We start from the raw sequence: 18785 nt of genomic DNA, 5'->3' as shown, positions 1-18785 counted from the left end.
TTACCAATGTAGGTCTTCAATTTTTTCGAGTGCATCGGCTAGAGGCTTGTAAAGCGCATTACCTACTGTGTTTTCCTCGCTGGCGTAATCACAGATTCGTAGAAGCATGGCAACCAGAAGGCTTGTCTCTTCTGTATCCACTTCAGAGAGTTCCGGATCGGCTTTCCTAGCAGCACTCTTGGGTGCCCAAGCTTCATCGACAAAATAACCACGAAATGGGACACCTCCACGCAAGAGACGACCAACGGCTTGAATAACTAACCCAGCAGTAGTTGCAGCAAGGTCAAATCGGGGAAAAGCAAGTAATTCTTGATTATCACGTAGGGTTTTGTAGTAGGAACGTTGCTCTACTGATCGCCAGTAACGCGCCGCTAGTTGGCGCACCTTTTCAGCACGTTGTACAATTCCGTCTCCTTGTTGCCATGCTAGAAAGTCTGCTTTATCTGCCCAGTCTAAAGCGCGACGGTTCATTTCTTGGGCGATCGCTTGTGTATCATGTGGATGTGGATATGGACGAGTCAGAAAGTAAACAGCGCCAAATGCGGCTTTACCATTTGCATTCAAAATATTGAAACCACGCCCGATCGCATTCATAGGAGCAACAAGAATCTTTCCCTTAGTTTGCCCAAAAGTTTCAATATCTGCACGATTGAGCGCACCCTTATCAGGTACTTTGACAAATTTCGCTAGCTCATCAAAGTCATCTTCCGTGTATGTCTCTATATTGTCAGGGACTAAGTGATAAACTAAGTCCTGCATACTTGACCAGCAATTGCGAATTTCGTTTGCTGCCCAACGGGCTTGATCGTATGAGTTGACTAACAAAAGAAGGCGATCGCGATCCCTCCAATGGTTATCCAAATCATTTTCTCCAAGACGTTTTAATTCCCTGAGTTCTTGCCCCAAATGACCTGTACCGTTACTACCAACTAGCGATCGCGCTATTTCCTGAAACAAGCCCATTTTCTGGTATTCGGGTTTCCCAGAAATGCGGAGGGGTTTGTTCTTTTGGTTGAATTGGGGAAGAAATTTGAAATGACTTTGAGCGATCGCATCTCTCGCCCCCTGTTCTGGCATTAAAACACCCTGCGGATTACCAACATGGAAGCTGGTAGAATCCGGTAAGTAGGATGTTCCAGAAAGTGCAAGTACATTGGGGCCACGTTGACCATTGAAATCTGTTAATAAACGGTGAAAGTTTAAAATGTAGCAGCGTCCAATATTGGTGTAGGCAAACAGCGTCAATGCATTATTGCTGCCATTTCTGGATCTTTTGTTGTCGTCATTTCCTCTGGAGTAATAAGTGCCAAACTGTCGTCCCGTGGGAGGCAATGGCAAAATATTCAACATTGCAGCAGGCATTCGACGATGGGGTGATTCGTCGTTAATTGATGTCGGTCGATTATGCCATTCATAAAAGACAATACAAGTGTGTCGATCCAAAAGAGCGATCGTCAGCGCAAATTGGAGGCGATAAGCCAAAGTTTCAATAGTATCTACTGGATCTAGCTCATCCCCGTTTGGTGAACGTCGCTGTTGTTGAGTTGATTGTTGCGAACTTTGATTGCGATTCTCCAATTCTGTTCGCAGTCGCGCTAAACGCCGTTCTGTATTTGGGAAAAATTCGAGAATCCAGGCTCTGCAAGCCCTGTAGATATTCTCATCTGAAGCACTTTCTCCAGTACTATTGATCTCTTGCATAAGACGCGCAAGGCGAAAGACTGGATCTCGGTTTGGGTTAGATGAAGGCTGCATTCGCAACGGATCATCCTCGTTGAGTAGTGCATCAAAATAACGCACGATTGGCTGAACAAGTCGAGTATTTGCTCTTGAAACTGCTTCAGATGTATCAGAAGGTTCAAATTCTTCCAATCCAGCAAGACGACGCGCAAATTTGAACAAAAGGGAGTTAGGTGTAAAGTAACCTCGCCTAATCCAATTTCTGAGAAATTGATGTCCAACCTGTTTATCAAGTAGGGTCAATGTTGCTGTAATAGCTTTTTGTGCATCACGTTCTGCGCCAGTCCATCGCTGTGTTAATGGGGGCATAACACGGTTAGTTTTTGAGAATTGTTCTGTTTTCACGCCAATATCATCAAAAACGCCGCTATTACCACCGTCAGTCAAAACAACTTCCTCAGCGTAGGTATCATCAAACCACTTGATGACTGTCTCTACCTCATCAAAGACCACAAAATCTGATTGTTCGTTGACGAGTTCACCGATTTTGATAGGGCGCAACTCTAAATGACGAGGTAATCCTGCCATTGCCATTGCGCCAGGAGTTGTAATCCAAACACGGGCGTTTGGCATATCACGATAAGCTTGTTGGGATGGGCATTTGTCGAAGAATGGACACAAATAGAATGAACCTCGGCTTTTACGTCGCTGCTGGCGATCGCTTTTAGGCATTTCTTGGAGAGAATTACATGGTTCAGTTCCCGGTTTAAGTGCTTTGTTATTTAAGAATTGACGAACAAAATTCTGATTGAGACGACCTTGCAGAGGGCAAGCAGTACCTAGCCAACGCTCACCCCAGTGAGGCTGTCCACGTTGTCGATGTTCCTGATAATCTTTTGAGGCAGAGAAACTCCGCAGATGTGCATCCCGTTTACTGCGCCCCAAGATTGGCACTGCGACTGGATCATCATTCTCTGGATCGTTACAAAACCACCAGTTAATCTGATTAGCTAATTTAATCGCTGATTGCACATCACTAACGACTAACGTAATGCGGCGATCGCAATGATGCCGCAAAATATTAACACTGAACAACTGCGAAACTGTGGTTTTTCCAGAGGCAACCATACCTGCAATGTTTGTAAAGCCATCTAACTCAAGAATTTGCTCTTCTTGCGAAAACAGTGTTCCGTTCTCCTGAACTTTGTGGAAGTTAATTTTGCGAAAGCGCTCAACCCAGTGTCCTCTAGCAGTTTGATCCCAGCCATATTGCCGTGCTAACGCTTCCTCTCGCTGATCAATCCATGCTGCATCTAACTCTAAATCTGATATACGAAGCGAAAACGAAGTACGAGAACGAGTTGTAGCAAACCAAGGTAACGGCTGTATTTGTACATTTTGTACCTGCTGCTGCGTAAATCTGACTGGTACTATAACCGTCTCTTCTCCTGTCTTTGCCTCAAATTGATAAGTGGTTCCGGCTTCTACCTGTTTAACTTTGCGAAGCCGGAAATCTAAATTGGCAATTAGACAACGTTCATACAAATCTTGATGAACTTGATGCCGGAGATTTTTGGCAGCATTAATAATATAGCTATCCCAGTTTTGCGGAGTGAATTCGTCATAGTTACGCCAATCTAGAGGAATCCTTAGATAAGAACGCAGTGCGCCTAACCAAGCGAAACGGGCAGAAAAGGGAACTATTTGGCGAGTATTGGCGATCGCTCGACGTTCCATCTCATTCAAATTCTGTAAGCGTGGATGTCTCAAAGGCATTCCACTCAAAATTGCCCAAGGTGCGGTAACTGGCTCATCATCAAGTTCCAAATGCTCCATGAGAGCAAAGCCAAGCTCTACCTGAAGCAACAATTCAGCTTGAGTACGCTCCAAACCTGCTTCCTTCAACTGTTCGAGGCGGTCTTTAAACTCGGTCGGTAGCTCAAATAGAGTCATCTGGCTCATTGACTATTCCCTCAAGCACTCAATTTTATTGATAACCCGTTCCTCAAATACAGCATCACTCAAAAGATGGGTACTGCTTGGCAGCTTTGTCGCCTGTTCGCGAAGAATTTCAATATAGTCCTCTCGTTCTTGCAGGCGTTGGATGGGAATAACATAAAAGCTATCGTCATAACGCAGCTCGCCCTCACCGAATAGAGGTGTAAGCTTTGGTGCTAAATTGTAGGGGCTTCGGTAATCTTTAATATCCACAGCCCAGGTTGATTGGTCACAGAAGCGTAGTTGTAAGTCATAGCGATCAATGCCTGGATAAAGATGGATGGCACAAAGCTGATCTGAATATTTGCTGTGAAGTTCTTCCAACGCTTTAAATAAGCGCATCTCAGGTATACCCGGTAAACAAATACGCAAATGGATACCAAACTTCAGACTACGCAGCCCTTGTTTCCAGGTGATTTGTCGAATAAACGGCAAATTTTGACGATGATCGTTGCAAGCACTGGGTTTAATACCACGTAACTTTCCATATTTTTTAAACAAAGGCCCGCAGCGATCGCAATTCCAGCAAGCCTCCTCTTGGCACTCTTCGTAAAGTTCGCCAACTTCTTGAATATCAATATGTCGAGTTTTGGAAAATACTTTGCGAAGTTGCGCCGGAGTTGTGTACCCATTCTCGATTAAAAATCGACGCAGCAAAACATATTCCTGTTGAACGCGCTCAGGATCGCGATCGTTGTTGTATAGTTCTTGCAAACGGATAAAAATTTTGTAAAATTGGTAATTTTCTATGGCAATCTGCTTAGTTGTAGCAGTGGCGAACTCAGGTATTTTGTCTTGTTCAAGCAGTTCTTCATAAAAGTATCGACTTGCTTCTTCACTCAATCCCCCTTCGTAGAGTAAACCAAAATCTGAGTCAAACTCTTTTGGTAGTAAACGCGGTGGATACCAAGTTTTCACGGGTTTTTCGAGTAAAGCTAAAAGACCTGTTAGAGTCCGCGGGTATGTTACAGCCGTTACCTCTAGAGCTAGTTTATTGAGGGCATAACGCAGCAGTTCAGGATATGGATACCTGCCATCTCGCCGCATAAACTCTGCTAAACCAAGGATAAGACTATCAAATTCATTACTTCCCATTAGAGGTAATCCTTCTTTGAGAGGATTTACTCAATAACACGATTTTTCATTCGTGATACATTTGTTGCATATACCGTACAACATTATTTAGGCTGTGTCAATCAAGAAACGGTTTATTCTTTGGTGACACAAAACAGGAGAATGGGAAGTTATCTAGATATAGAACGGTTGGGAAGTCTAGTCCGCAAGAAACGCGCTAGCCGAGGACTACGCGAAACGGCGGCGGAGATTGGTAATGTTAGTCCATCTACTCTTTCAAGGGTAGAGAGCGGCAAAATGCCGGACATGGAAACCTTTTTAGCACTTTGTAACTGGCTACAAGTGCCTCCTGCTGAGTTGTTTAGAACCTCAGAGGAGGATCAACTGGATACACCTGAAGCGATCGCTATTCAACTACGTGCTGATAAAAATCTTGATCCGGCGATCGCTAATGCTTTAGCATCCTTAGTCAAAGCAGCATATCGTGATTTGTCTCAAAATGATGGCGAATTGAAGCAAGATCCTTAAATATATGCCATTAATCCAAAGTCTATCCCCTGAATTTAGACAACGCTGTGAAGCGATCGCAACTGAACAACGAAGCTTACTTCGAGTGCGATCGTTTGAACCGTTACCGGCAGACACTCTAGCAGCCAAGCTAGGAGCAACACTTTTTACACCCGATCAGCTTCCCAATTTAGAGCCAGAGAAAGTAGCAGTATTACTTGCTAGCGATGGGTGGTCAGCAGGGATTATACGCTATAACCCACTATGGATTGTATACAACCCGCGTCATGCACCTAGACGGTATGAATCAAATTTGATGCATGAAATAGCTCATGTGTTGTTCAATCATAAGCCTGTTGGCTTTGATTCGGTAACTGGACTACCAAAACGCAAACAAAACAACGAAGATGAAGCAACTTATCTAGGGGGATGCCTTCAAATTCCCAAACGTGGTTTATTATGGGCGACACAACGAAACATGCTGTTACCTCAGATTGCAGCACATTTTGGCGCTAGTGAAGCGATGGTGAAATTTCGCAGTAATGTAACTGAGGTGTCTGTGAAATGCTAATTTTTTATAATATCTACTCTGCCAACAATAATGAATAACTAATAATCTTTAGCTGAAACTATAATAATTTAGTCTCTTTTTCTTAAATTAAAAACTGCTCTTGCTGAAACTAAACTAAACAAGAGCAGTTTTTAATAGCAAAGCCCAAAAAAAGAATTTAGGCATCTTCAAGTTCAAATTGAGCCACCGTAACGGCGTTAAAAGCGAAAGCCATAACTAATGGCATCGGCGACTGCAACCAGAAGGTAAAAAGAACAGCTAGGATTGTGCCAATTACTGCGGACATAGACCACAATCGTTCTTCAAAAGTCAATCCCTTCTCGGCTTTAATCACTCTGAGAACGTGAACTGGAATTGGTTCCGGCATTACCCCACCCGGAGGGAAAGCCCAGAAGTTGTTACGTCGCTCTACAAATAAATCTGTCCAGCCATTTTCTTGGCACCATGCCTCAATCCATTGAAGTGAGTAATGATTCATCATCGGGTTTCGGAGTTCGGTTTGTGGAAGTTGTGTACTTGGTGAATGTAAACTCTTGGAGATTCCTGAAGAACTAACTAATCGCTATAAAATTAACGCTAATTATCCAACTTTTAAGCTTTGTTAAGCAATTGAGACGCTTATAATTACGCTCAAACCTTGCTTTCATTACTTAAAAGGCTAACAGTTGATAGGGGCTGTTGAATTTAAAAGACAACAAACTTTACTTGAAACATTGAAAGTCAAGAATTGTAAATAACTCAGTGAGTATTACTGCTCAATAAAACTCTTTATATCCTGAAATTCAAATCTAAGAATGTACAATTGTGAACAAATAAACAAGCGTAGGCATAGTCCATTGTAGACATTGCTTTATCCAGCCAAACTATTGCTTTAGAATTAGGGATTTCAATTTTTCCCATCATCAAAAGTGATAGGTTATGCTCCCCGTCTATGTTTTGCTAAAGCTTGCTTGATGTGACAGGTAATTTATAAGTAAGTCGGCCTAAATAATTATTGTTGCAATAAGGCAGGGAGCAGGGAGCAGGGAGCAGGGAGAGAAAGAGTTTGAGCTTTATTTACTTTTATTTACATAGTTTGGTTTTATTGCACCGACTTACTTACTCAGTCATTATTGTCCTGATATCTAACTTTAGTGCGAACGCTCCTAGATTGCGTTCTCTACCTCAAGTAGCAGGGAAAATTTTACTCAAGGTGAGAAGCGGTTGCTCTTTTTGCGTTACAAAATATTAAGCAACGGAAATATAACTTCCCCAAGTCCAGTAGCAAGGCTGCGAGCCTCAATTATGATGATCCAGCCTTGCTAATATTCAAATGTGGTAATTAAATGCAGCGATCAGACACCAAATTAACTCTCAATATGTTTTGGCGGCAAGGGTTGGCGTTCCTTCTAGGAATAATTATATGGTGTGTGGCTGATCCCGTACTGGCAGTAGACTGGACTCATCCGCTTTCATTTAGCAATGCCGAATTATCAAGACGTGATTTTTCTGGTGAAAGTTTGCAAGCTGCGGAGTTTTCTAACGCCAATATGGAACTGGCTAACTTTACAAACGCTGATTTGCGGGGAGCAGTGATGAGTGCTTCGGTGATGACAAAAGCAAATCTCCACGGGGCAGATTTAACTAATGCAATGGTTGATCAGGTAAACTTGACTAAGGCAGATTTGAGTGATGCAGTTTTCAAAGAAGCTCTTTTGCTCCGCGCCATCTTTAATGATGTGAATATAGACGGTGCAGACTTTACAGATGCAATTTTGGATAGAGCGCAAATCAAAGAACTGTGCGGTAAAGCCAGTGGTGTGAATTCCAAAACAGGTGTAGAAACTCGTGATTCTCTAGGATGTCAATGAAACGTGTTGGTGTAATTGGTGGCGGACAACTTGCTTGGATGATGGCGGATGCAGCACAAAAGCTAGGAGTAGAATTGGTAGTACAAACTCCTAGTAAAAATGACCCGGCTGTGTCAATTGCGAAAGAAACTATTTTCGCCCCAGTTGATGATGCAACTGCTACGGAGATATTAGCTAGCAAATGCGATATTATCACCTTTGAAAACGAATTTGTTAACCTGCAAGCTTTATCTGATTTAGCACAGCAAGGCGTTTGTTTTCGTCCCAAATTAGAAGCTTTAGCTCCTCTTTTAGATAAATATCATCAGCGTTGCTATTTACGCGACTTGGGCTTACCAGTTCCTCGATTTTTCGCCCTTGACGAGGTGGAAAATATAAAATCAAAAATAGAATATCTAGGTTTTCCATTAGTCCTCAAATCCCGCCGCCACGGTTATGATGGTCAAGGTACTTTCATAATTCAGGATTTTGCTAGTTTAGAGGAGAAGTTAAGTTATGAAAGCACAACACAAACTTCAAATCAATCACTTTTTTTGTTAGAAGAATTTATCCCTTTTGAAAGAGAACTAGCAATAATTGCAGCTCGTTCTGTGGAGGGAGAAATTGTCAGTTATCCAGTAGTGGAAACTCAACAAGAACAACAAGTGTGTCGGCGGGTAATTGCGCCAGCCCAGATTACACCCAATCAAGTAGCAGAAATCCAAGCGATCGCACATACTCTATTAAATAGCCTAGAAGTAGTGGGAATTTTTGGAATTGAGCTATTTCTGGGTGCTGATGGCAAAATCCTGGTAAATGAAATTGCGCCTCGTACCCACAATTCTGGGCATTTTTCTATTGACGCCTGTGAAACTTCGCAGTTTGAGCAGCACCTGAGAGCCGTTTGTGGTTTACCTTTAGGGAATCCGGCTTTGCAGTGCGCTGGCGCTATAATGGTCAACCTACTGGGGTACGAAAATTCTGACAGCGACTACCAAAGCCAGCGTCAACAAATAGCAGAGATTCCCCAGGCGCACCTTCACTGGTATGGGAAGACAGAATCACGTCCAGGGCGGAAGTTGGGACATGTCACCGTTTTGCTGGATAATCATAATCGAGAGCAGGCGATCGCCAACGACATCGCCCACAGCATAGAATCTATCTGGTATCCCAGGTAAATTGCTCAGAAAGTTTCGATGTTGAACACACAACATCTTTTGAAAAGCTATAATGAGTGAGTTGCACTACGACGTTGGTGACTGCCATCAAGTTTTTTGATCTATGCCTTTAAAGACAAGGGAGTCAAACAGTTCTCGTGGCAGTAGACCGGGCATGTACCCGGAAACTTTAAACGAGGAATTTAGGTTCCCACCTGGTTAAACCAGGTCATAAACTTAGGTAAAACGGCGTCGCGGTGAACTTAAAATTATTAGCTCCTACAGTCAGTCAGAACTTGGGAGCTTTAATTGTTTAAATCAGTATTACTTATAGAACAAATAAGAAATTCTAAACTAAAAATCTGAAACAACGCAGATTAAACATTTTGGCTGTACTAATCAAATAAATTTAATCTTTATTAACTTAGAAATTAGCAATAACTGCTGATAAAAACAAAATCTGTATAACTTGATTCTAAATTAGGTATCGTTCAGAGTTAAGATGACAAAATTATCTGAAATTGTGGTTAAAGCTACAAAAATTGTTACAACAACTAACTAATACCGTGTTTCCAGCCTCGGTCTTCCGACTAGAGAGTGGTTTAACTTTTATTCATCAAGAGATTCCCACTACTCCTGTAGTTGTGGCAGATGTTTGGGTGCGTGCTGGAGCCAGCCTAGAGCCAAAACCGTGGTTCGGCATGGCGCACTTTTTAGAACATATGATTTTTAAAGGTACGGCGGCGCTACCCCCTGGAATGTTCGATTCCAAAGTTGAAAATCGGGGAGGCGTGAGTAATGCGGCGACAAGCTATGATTATGCTCATTATTCACTTACCACAGCTGCTCCTTATCTAAAAGATACTCTGCCCCATTTGGGAGAACTACTACTCAATGCGGCAATTCCAGAAGATGAATTTAGCCGCGAACGGGACGTGGTACTAGAAGAAATTCGCTCTTGTCAGGACGATTCCGACTGGATAGGATTCCAAGCTTTGATTCAAAGCATCTATCCGCATCACCCTTACGGACGTTCGGTGTTGGGTACTGAGCAAGAACTGATGCAGCAATCCCCAGAAGCAATGCGCTGTTTTCATCGCACTCACTATCAGCCGGAAAACATGACGGTGGTAATTGCTGGGGGTATAGCCAAGCAACCAGCTTGGGAACTAGTAAATAGTTCATTTGCTGATTTTGCCGAACGCTCTAATTGTCCGCAGTTTGAGAAAGTGACAAAGCCAGTAATAACAGGAATTCACCGTCAAGAACTGTGTTTGCCACGCATAGAGCAAGCGCGATTGTTGATGGCGTGGCTGGTACCAGGAGTAGAAGAAATCCGCACTGGCTATGGTTTAGATTTGTTGTCGGTGATATTGGCAGAAGGGCGGACTTCACGTTTAGTACGCGATTTGCGAGAAGATTTGCAGTTGGTACAGGGAATTTGCAGTAGTTTTTCTCTACAACGGGAATCAAGTTTATTTACAATTACTGCTTGGTTAGAACCAGAACATCTGGAGGAAGTTGAGTCCTTGATTTGCGCTCATTTAGATGATTTGCAGACTATAGGAATTAGTGAACAGGAACTTGCTCGTACACGCAGGCTGCTATGTAATGAGTATGCGTTTTCCACCGAAACGCCAAATCAGCTTACAGGGCTTTATGGGTATTACAATACCATCGCCCAAGCTGAATTAGCTGTGACATATCCCCAGCAGATTCAGTCTTTTGATGCCAAAGAACTGCAAAAATTAGCTAAACAGTATCTATCGCCGGAGAATTACGCGGTTACTGTACTTAAACCGTGTTAGTCATTAATCATTAGTCATTAGCAAAAGACAAATGACCAATGACTAATGACCATTGACAAATAACAAAGGACAAAGGACAAATGACAACCTTGCTGCAAAAATCGCCTATCCATCGCACCGTTTTGAACAATGGCATTGTCGTGCTGGTGGCAGAAAATCCGGCTGCGGACATTATTGCGGCGCGAATCTTTGTGCGTGCCGGTAGTTGTAACGAAAACCGGGAGCAAGCAGGGTTGGCACATTTGCTATCAGCAGTGATGACAAAGGGATGCGATGGACTTTCTAGCTTAGAAATTGCAGAAAAAGTCGAGTCTGTAGGGGCGAGTTTAAGTGCGGATGCTGGCACTGATTATTTTTTGCTATCTTTCAAGACGGTAACATCCGATTTTGGGGAAATTTTAACATTGGCAGGGCGGATTTTGCGATCGCCTACTTTTCCCGAAACTCAAGTGGAACTAGAACGGCGTTTAGCACTCCAGGATATTCGTTCCCAAAAAGAGCAACCGTTTACCGTTGCCTTTGAACAAATGCGGCAGGTAATGTACCAAAATCATCCCTATTCTATGTCAGTGTTAGGAGATGAAACCACCATGAGCCGCTTAACTCGTGCGGATTTAGTCGAGTATCACCAAACTTATTTCCGTCCAGATAATGTAGTAATTAGTATTGCAGGTAGAGTTACACCCACAGATGCAGCAGCGTTGGTGGAAGAAGTTTTTGCTGATTGGCAAGCGCCAGCCCAAGCACTGCCAATACTCAATTTACCTGAGATTAAGGTGGAACCGCAGGTAAGGGTTAAGCCAGTACAGACACAACAATCAATCGTGATGCTTGGGTATTTGGGAACATCGGTGAGTTCTGTTGACTACGCCGCATTAAAGTTACTGTGTACCTATTTGGGAAATGGGCTTTCTAGCCGCTTATTTGTGGAATTGCGGGAAAAACGCGGTTTAGCTTACGAAGTATCCGCCTTTTACTCCACAAGGCTATTTCCAGCGTCGTTTGTGGTTTACATGGGTACAGCACCAGAAAATACCAGCATTGCCCTGGAGGGACTGCGTACAGAAGTAGATTTATTGTGTACGACGGAAATATCTGAAAGCGCACTCCAAGCCGCTAAAAACAAAATCCTGGGCCAGTACGCCTTGGGTAAACAAACGAACGGGCAAATTGCTCAGATATACGGTTGGTATGAAATTTTGGGCTTAGGAATTGATTTTGATACCAAGTTCCAAGAATTGATTGCAGCGGTGAGTGCCAAGGATGCGATCGCAGCAGCTTGTAAGTATTTAAAAGAGCCTTACTTGTCTTTAGTTGGTCAAGAAGAAGCAATTAATGGGGCGATCGCGTAACTGAAAATGTGCAATAGTAAAATACAGCAGCTGTTTTTTAGACCAAGCGGCTGTACCATTAGCATGAGAATATTCTGGGAGTGAATTCCATGCAAAGCAGCCTGACAGCAAGTATTTTGAGTTACTTAAAATTACTAGACCCAACTGTAAATCGCTGTAGGATGGAAAAAAGGCAAAAGGGCTGGTGGTCAAAGAGGTCTAAATCTTTATCAGCCATTGAAATACTCTTGTTCTCCACTACGCCTCTCTTGATTGCCTCAACATGTGTAGTATCAATAGCAGCACCACAAAAAATTGCCCAAGTAAATCCTGGAGATAGCATCAACCGTCCTACCCTCAAAGTTGGTAGCCAAGGCGAACGCGTTGCTGAACTTCAGGCAGCTCTGAAACTTTTGGGTTTTTATTCTGGTGCCGTAGATGGTACATATAGTGAAAATACAGCCAGTGCTGTTGCGCGGTTTAAACAAGCCGCTGGCTTGAATCCAGATGGCATTGTTGATGCCAGCACTTGGCAACGACTTTTCCCTAAAGAACCAGTAGTAGCATCAACCGTTCCTTCATCCCAGCCAAGATTTAACTCAGCTACCAACTTTCCTGTTCCAACCCAGGCTAGTAACCTCACCAACGTTACAAATCCCAACCCCCCAAGACAAGGTGTAACCCAAGTCCCGACTAACCCCGAACCAAGACCTACTACCCCAAGACAAGTTGCGACTAACCCTGAACCAAGACCTACTACCCCAAAAAAAGCCGTAACACAAGTTGCAACCAGCCCTGAGCCAAGACCTGCTACCCCAAGAAAAACTACAACTTCAAGCACACAGAAAACGCCGAATCGTACTACATCAACTACTCGAACTCAGTCAACTACACGGACTGGGCAAACTACTCGAACTCAGTCAAACACAACTACTAAGCGAACCCCTGGTATTCAATACACCTCAGAAGGATTGCCAATTTTGCGTATAGGATTACGTGGTTCTGAAGTTGTTAAGTTACAACAACAACTGAAAAAGCTTGGTTTCTTAAAAGGCGATGCCGATGGAGACTTTGGTGCGACAACCGAGACTGCTGTAAAAGCAGCACAAAAGCGCTATGGTTTAGAACCTGACGGTGTAGTTGGTGGCTCTACCTGGGAGGTTCTTTTGCGTCGTTAGCCTTACTAGGGAGCATAGCCAACGCCTCCTTTGCCTATAACCAAAGATAGCGGGCAACTTATTTCTTTTTTGGAAATCCCCAAGGTACAGAGGTTTTTCAACTTCAATAAACCTCTGTAGGGGTTTTGGACTTCACAGCATTTTTGATGAATTTAACTAAATCACCGTAAGTCCCCCACTTAACGTGTACTCAGGCCAGTGTAGGTAGTTCACTGCGGTACATCCTGCAATACGATAAAGATACACCGATTAAAAGTATCTCTCTATGCCAGCACTGAAAAATTACATTGCTTTTGGGCTGACAAATGATGATGGCAACTTGATAAGTCAAGCACAAGGACACCTGATAGTGTTACAGATCACAGCTGTCAATAGTGAAATTAATTAAACTTACTGCTAATTCCTCTAAAAAAACCTATGCAACACTTTTTATTAACTTGGCTCGGTACTGCGGTGGCGTTATTTCTGACTGCTAATATCGTTCCAGGATTCTTTATCAAGAATTTTATGGTTGCCTTGGTTGCTGCCCTTGTTATTGGTCTGGTTAATGCATTTATTAGACCAATTTTGCAGATTTTGACCTTTCCGATTACCTTGCTCACCTTTGGTTTATTTACATTGGTGATCAATGCTTTAACCCTTTGGTTGGCAAGTGCCTTAACTCCTGGTTCTGGTTTTGAGATTCAAGGCTTTTTACCTGCTTTGTTGGGTTCAATTGTACTAGCTATTGTTTCTAGCATAATTAACTATTTTTTGAGAGTTGTTGACTAAAAAAATTACTAAATTACGCAATGTGCTACTTATTCTTAAAACCCCTCTCCAAACCTCTCCGCGAAAGGTCGAGAGGCTTTTATTTTTGCTCCCTTTCCTACCAGGGAAGAGGTTAGGGGTTAGGTTCGAGAGAAAGTTGCACACGGCGTTCAATTGTAATACTCATATTTGAAGCTTGGGCAACAGCTAATGTTACCGCTCCTGGTTGCCCTTTTGGCTGGAAAATCTGTTTAGTAACTAAAAATCTCACTCTCAATGCTTCTATGCTGGTAAAAGGGGAAGCAGTCAACAACGGGGTTTGAGTAGCTGCAAGAATAGCAGCTGCCTCTGCAACGCTAGGTGTACCTACTTTTTGGTCGGTAATTGTAGCGGGGTTGGGAACACAGACACAGCGAAGGATTTGGGCAGAAAAGGTTTTTAAGGGCAAATTCCGTAGGTGGCAAAGTTCTACTAAGCCAACTTCCGAGGCTTTAGTGTCAATGGTAGCAAGACCTGCGATCGCACTTTGAAAAAGTTGATTTTCTCGAAATATTTGCTCAATTGCCTGATCAATCAACTGCCATGAGGTTCCCCGTTTACAACCGATTCCTACCCATAAAACCTGTTGCACTTAGTGTATTTCCTTATTCAATTCTTCAGGGTTTGGTTTACTCCAACAGCCAACCAAATAAATCTCCCACCGTCAGCCTCAACTCACTTGCAAAATCTGGCACAGGCAGTAAAGCTTCTAATTCATCCAACATAACTGGCTGTTGATTGCGGATGTACACAAATACCGTTTGTTCTTCTGGATCAATCAGCCAACCCATTTGTGTTTCATAATTCAGGCAATGCAGAATATTTTTTGTAACTTTCGTTTGTCTTTGGTCAGGTGATAGAATCTCGATAGTCCAATCGGGAGCTGCTTGGAATACGTTGGCAACTTCACCATTTTCATCACGGGGAATTCTTTGCCAAGTAAACACAGAAACATCTGGCACTATTGACCTTCCACCAAAAGTACACCGCAGTTCTGGAAAAGCACGAGCAATTCGCTTGGGCTTGACCGTTAAGTTGACAGTGCTAACCATTTCACCTTGAATTATACTGTGCTTTCCCTGTGGCATAGGTTTTTGAATAATTTGACCATCGATGTATTCACTAGCGGGCTTCGTTTCTGGTAGCTTCAGAAACTCTGCCAAAGTTATGCTTTTTGATGGTGTCCGTACCATTTGCGATCGCCTCCAAGTCCAGCACTTCTGATTAACAAACCGCAAAGTACACAAAGAAAAATCAGCTTAACTCCTACTCTGCGTACCTTTGCGTTAAAAAAAATTACATCCTCTCCAATACCTGAATTCCCAATAAAGATAGTCCCAACTTCAGAGTTCTAGCAGTCAAATCACATAAAACCAAACGGGATGTACGTTGCGGTTCCTCCGCCTCCAACACCTGAACTCCCTGATTGCGATCGTAAAACTGATTAAACTTTTTACTCAGTTCGTACAAATACTCACATAAACGATTGGGTAGCAAGTCTTGCTCTACACTACTAATAACTTCATCCAGTTGAAGTAAATATTTTGCCAGCGCTAATTCTGTTTCATGCTGCAATAAAACAGCATTGTTTCCCAACTCCTCAAAGTTAATGTCACCCTTGCGGCTAATGCCCTGAATCCGCGCATAAGCATACAGCATATAGGGCGCAGTATTACCTTTGAAATCCAGCATTTTGTCGTAGCTGAAAATGTAATTACTAGTGCGGTTTTGGCTTAAGTCTGCGTATTTAACTGCGCTGATCCCAACTACCCTAGCAACTTCATTAATGAATTCTTCCGTTTCTTGGCGTTCTTCTTCTTGTAACCTAGTTTTTAGGTCAGCATTGGCACGAGCGATCGCTTCATCTAATAAATCCCTTAACCGCACAGTATCCCCAGAACGAGTTTTGAATTTTTTACCATCTTCTCCTAACACCAACCCAAAGGGCACATGCACTAATTCCACATCATCGGGAATCCATCCAGCTTTACGTGCAACTTGGAAAAATTGGGCAAAGTGATTTCCTTGTCCAGCATCTGTTACATAAACTATCCGTTTTGCTTCATCCTGCTGAATCCGGTAGCGAAGGGATGCTAAATCTGTTGTGGCGTAGTTATAGCCGCCATCTGATTTCTGCACAATTAAGGGTAAAGGTTCACCTTCTCTATTTGTAAACCCTTCCAAGAAAACGCATTTTGCCCCTTGGTTTTCTACCAGTAACCCCGATTTTTCTAAATCTTCCACAACGCCAGCTAGTAAAGGGTTATAAAAAGATTCTCCACGTTCAATTAGCTGAACATCCAACAAGTCATAAATTATTTGAAACTCTCGCCGCGACTGTTCACACAGCAGTTTCCAAGCATGGAGTGTATCCTCCGCACCTGCTTGTAATCTGACGACTTCTTGGCGTGCTGTCTCTTGAAAAGCTGCATCTGTATCAAAGCGTTGTTTGGCTTTGCGGTAAAAAGAGACTAAATCACCAATATCTAAAGCATTAGCGGTGGTAAGCGCGTCTGGGTACACTTCCCGCAGATAGGCGATTAACATTCCAAACTGCGTACCCCAATCACCCACATGATTTAACCGCAAAACATCGTGTCCTTGAAATTCTAAAATCCGGGCGATGGAATCACCAATAATCGTAGAACGCAAGTGTCCGACGTGCATTTCTTTAGCAATATTTGGACTGGAAAAATCCACAATTTCCCGTTTCGGCGTTTTCGCGGCTGGAACTCCCAACCGGGGATCAGCTTGAATTTTGTTCAGTTGTGCTTCCAGGTATGCCGTTTTCAGTTTCAGATTGATAAATCCTGGCCCAGCGATTTCTGGCGGTTCGCAGATTTCGGATACATCTAGTTTCTCAACGATCGCACCTGCGATCGCTCTTGGTTGCTTTCCTAACTTTTTACTCAGGGATAAAGCCACATTCGCCTGATAATCACCAAATTTAGGATTGCTAGCAGAAACCAATATTGGATCTACTCCCGCGAAGTCAGCGCCAAAAGCTGCGACTAAAGCCTGTTCAAGCTGAACTTTTAGTTTTTCTTGTGTAGCGTTCATAATATAAATTTTATCTGAGAGAGAGAGAATGTAGCTCTGCAAAAGCTTGATTATTAACTTTAGCATTTCATTTTGAGCCACTCGATTCATGAGGCGATCGCTCCCTACCACAAATAGGAAATCTTATTGACTTTTGACTTCTCAATTAGCGACTCTATCTGTAACAGAAATTTTCTCTGTAGAGATAAGTAGTAACATGAAAGTACGTGATGTGATCAAGCGAGTGGAAGCTGATGCTTGGTATCTTGATAGAACTAAAGGTAGTCATCGACAGTTCAAGCATCCTGATAAACCAGGTTTAGTTACAGTTCCAGGTAAATTGTCTGACGACTTAGCCCCTGGTACTCTCAGTAGTATTTGGAGGCAAGCACAGTTATAAGGAGAACGGCTATGCATTACGTAGTGGTGATTGAAAAGGCGGATAGTAATTACTCTGCTTATGTCCCTGATTTACCAGGTTGTGTAACTACAGGTGCAACCTTAGAAGAAGTCAAGCAGATGATTGCAGAAGCTATTGAATTTCATATAGAAGGAATGCTAGAAGATGGTTTACCTATTCCTAAACCTACAAGCATTGCTCATGAGGTTGAAGTTGCAAACTACAGCAAAACATAATTATAATAGGCAACCACTAAAATTAGCTCTAAACAATCCTTCTATAATATTTAAGTTTATCTGATGATGCGATCGCACCGCACTTTTAGGTTACATATTATCTGATGATGCGATCGCACCGCACTTTTAGGTTACATAATTCATTCACTGTGTAGCTGCAAGTCACACAGTAAATGAATTAAGGCAGAGAAGATGAAAGAATCGAGTTGTATTGAAGCTTCTCTCCTTCTGCCCAAGCAAGGCACAACTGACGGAAATGATCGCCCCGCACCTCAAAATTCGGGTACTGATCGAAACTCGCACAAGCCGGAGATAGCAACACCACAGGCGCTTCATACTCCTTGGCTAATTCCGCCGCTCTAGGAACTGCCCTTTCCATAGTTTCCACAATGTGGTAAGAATAATATCCCACCTCTTGAAGACGTTGGGCAAATGTGGGTGCAGCAGAGCCAATCAATAAAACAGCAGCAGCTTTGGTTTGTATTTGTGCTAGCCAGCCAGTATCATCACCTGCTTTTGCTTCTCCACCAGCAATTAAAATCGCTGGAATTTTTACAGATGCTAAACCAACTTCAGCAGCATCGTAGTTGGTGGCTTTGCTATCGTTAATGAAATCAATACCTTCCCAAGTGCAGATATGCTCCAAACGATGAGCAACACCGGGGAATTCAACAATAGCACGTGCGATCGCATCACGATTAATTCCCGCTAATCGTGCCGTTGCTACTGCCATCAAGAGATTTTGCTGATTATGTTCACCCACCATCCGCAAAGTAGATACTTTCACAATCGGTTCTGGTGCTGAGGTTGCAGTCAATTTTTCCACAATCCAGCCGTCCTCGATGTAAAAGCCTTTTTCGCTAATCAGGAAATCTTTTCCTTTGACACTTGTCCAATAAGCATTAGGCCAAGCACTTAAACCTAACTGGCTCAAGTAGGCATCATCGCCATTGAACACTTGCAACTCTGACTGATGCAACAGCTTTGCTTTGATGTTGTAATAGTTCTCTAAAGTCTTATGGCGACTAAGATGATCCGGTGTGAAAGTCGTCCAAACACCGATACGGGGTGCAAGAGAACTGGAAGATTCTATTTGATAGCTGCTAACCTCCGCAATCACCCAATCGAGTGAAGAGTGAGGAGTTAAAAGTGAGGAATTATCAAATGCCTCCCCTGCTCCCCCTGCCC

Annotated in this window: 18 protein-coding genes and 1 other RNA gene; 12 read left to right on the top strand and 7 right to left on the bottom strand. The window is 42.9% G+C overall.

Going from position 1 to position 18785, the window contains the following annotated elements; all coding sequences use genetic code 11:
* Together F8R90_RS13600 and F8R90_RS13595 are read right to left on the bottom strand one after the other, a co-directional pair.
* Positions 1-3642 (bottom strand): hypothetical protein, encoded by a 3642-nt coding sequence (locus F8R90_RS13600; RefSeq protein WP_196511190.1) that lies wholly within the window; start codon positions 3640-3642, stop codon positions 1-3.
* 3 nt (positions 3643-3645) lie between these two features.
* Complete coding sequence (locus F8R90_RS13595) at positions 3646-4773, bottom strand: restriction endonuclease-related protein (RefSeq protein WP_196511189.1); 1128 nt, start codon at positions 4771-4773, stop codon at positions 3646-3648.
* A 141-nt stretch (positions 4774-4914) separates the two neighbouring features.
* Between F8R90_RS13595 and F8R90_RS13590 the strand changes: the two genes are divergently transcribed.
* Together F8R90_RS13590 and F8R90_RS13585 are read left to right on the top strand one after the other, a co-directional pair.
* Positions 4915-5280, top strand: coding sequence for a helix-turn-helix domain-containing protein (locus F8R90_RS13590; RefSeq protein WP_196511188.1), 366 nt, complete (start codon positions 4915-4917; stop codon positions 5278-5280).
* 4 nt (positions 5281-5284) lie between these two features.
* On the top strand, positions 5285-5830 hold the full coding sequence (locus F8R90_RS13585; RefSeq protein WP_196511187.1) for an ImmA/IrrE family metallo-endopeptidase: 546 nt from the start codon (positions 5285-5287) through the stop codon (positions 5828-5830).
* 157 nt (positions 5831-5987) lie between these two features.
* Here the strand turns inward: F8R90_RS13585 and F8R90_RS13580 are convergent, their stop codons facing one another.
* Positions 5988-6311, bottom strand: a complete 324-nt coding sequence (locus F8R90_RS13580) for a hypothetical protein (RefSeq protein WP_196511186.1) — start codon at positions 6309-6311, stop codon at positions 5988-5990.
* A gap of 877 nt (positions 6312-7188) precedes the next feature.
* Here F8R90_RS13580 and F8R90_RS13575 point away from each other — a divergent pair.
* The 8 genes from F8R90_RS13575 (at position 7189) to F8R90_RS13545 (ending at position 13904) form a co-directional block, all read left to right on the top strand.
* Complete coding sequence (locus tag F8R90_RS13575; protein ID WP_196511227.1) at positions 7189-7680, top strand: pentapeptide repeat-containing protein; 492 nt, start codon at positions 7189-7191, stop codon at positions 7678-7680.
* Positions 7677-8837, top strand: coding sequence for a 5-(carboxyamino)imidazole ribonucleotide synthase (locus tag F8R90_RS13570; protein WP_196511226.1), 1161 nt, complete (start codon positions 7677-7679; stop codon positions 8835-8837). The genes F8R90_RS13575 and F8R90_RS13570 overlap by 4 nt, the downstream gene beginning before the upstream one ends.
* A 60-nt stretch (positions 8838-8897) precedes the next feature.
* Positions 8898-9081, top strand: a non-coding RNA gene (gene ssrS, locus F8R90_RS13565) — 6S RNA.
* Positions 9082-9382: 301 nt separating this feature from the next.
* Complete coding sequence (locus tag F8R90_RS13560; RefSeq protein ID WP_196511185.1) at positions 9383-10624, top strand: M16 family metallopeptidase; 1242 nt, start codon at positions 9383-9385, stop codon at positions 10622-10624.
* An 80-nt stretch (positions 10625-10704) separates the two neighbouring features.
* Complete coding sequence (locus F8R90_RS13555) at positions 10705-11976, top strand: M16 family metallopeptidase (protein ID WP_196511184.1); 1272 nt, start codon at positions 10705-10707, stop codon at positions 11974-11976.
* Between the two features lie 89 nt (positions 11977-12065).
* Complete coding sequence (locus F8R90_RS13550) at positions 12066-13133, top strand: peptidoglycan-binding domain-containing protein (protein ID WP_196511183.1); 1068 nt, start codon at positions 12066-12068, stop codon at positions 13131-13133.
* Between the two features lie 265 nt (positions 13134-13398).
* Positions 13399-13521 (top strand): hypothetical protein, encoded by a 123-nt coding sequence (locus tag F8R90_RS33435; RefSeq protein ID WP_269141761.1) that lies wholly within the window; start codon positions 13399-13401, stop codon positions 13519-13521.
* A gap of 29 nt (positions 13522-13550) precedes the next feature.
* The gene (locus F8R90_RS13545) at positions 13551-13904 is read left to right on the top strand and encodes a phage holin family protein (protein ID WP_190895015.1); all 354 of its coding nucleotides are present in this window, start codon (positions 13551-13553) and stop codon (positions 13902-13904) included.
* A gap of 112 nt (positions 13905-14016) precedes the next feature.
* Here F8R90_RS13545 and F8R90_RS13540 read toward each other — a convergent pair whose 3' ends face one another.
* The 3 genes from F8R90_RS13540 to argS form a co-directional block, all read right to left on the bottom strand.
* A complete protein-coding gene (locus tag F8R90_RS13540; protein ID WP_196511182.1) occupies positions 14017-14514 on the bottom strand; it encodes a cobalamin biosynthesis protein in 498 nt (165 codons plus the stop codon).
* 37 nt (positions 14515-14551) lie between these two features.
* Positions 14552-15115, bottom strand: coding sequence for a Uma2 family endonuclease (locus F8R90_RS13535; RefSeq protein ID WP_196511181.1), 564 nt, complete (start codon positions 15113-15115; stop codon positions 14552-14554).
* Positions 15116-15218: 103 nt separating this feature from the next.
* Positions 15219-16982, bottom strand: a complete 1764-nt coding sequence (argS, locus tag F8R90_RS13530; protein ID WP_196511180.1) for an arginine--tRNA ligase — start codon at positions 16980-16982, stop codon at positions 15219-15221.
* Between the two features lie 133 nt (positions 16983-17115).
* Here argS and F8R90_RS13525 point away from each other — a divergent pair, with 133 nt between their 5' ends.
* Positions 17116-17361: a type II toxin-antitoxin system HicA family toxin gene (locus F8R90_RS13525; RefSeq protein WP_331000651.1), complete on the top strand. Its 246-nt coding sequence runs from the start codon at positions 17116-17118 to the stop codon at positions 17359-17361.
* Between the two features lie 11 nt (positions 17362-17372).
* Entirely contained in the window at positions 17373-17597 is a 225-nt protein-coding gene (locus F8R90_RS13520; protein ID WP_012410354.1) for a type II toxin-antitoxin system HicB family antitoxin, read from the top strand.
* 178 nt (positions 17598-17775) lie between these two features.
* Here F8R90_RS13520 and murD read toward each other — a convergent pair.
* The coding region (murD, locus tag F8R90_RS13515) for a UDP-N-acetylmuramoyl-L-alanine--D-glutamate ligase (RefSeq protein WP_196511179.1) at positions 17776-18785 on the bottom strand (1010 nt) is incomplete at its 5' end.

Origin of the sequence: Nostoc sp. NZL (assembly GCF_015714705.1) — a bacterium.
Taxonomy (GTDB): domain Bacteria; phylum Cyanobacteriota; class Cyanobacteriia; order Cyanobacteriales; family Nostocaceae; genus Nostoc; species Nostoc foliaceum_A.
This window is presented reverse-complemented; position numbering and strand designations above follow the sequence as displayed.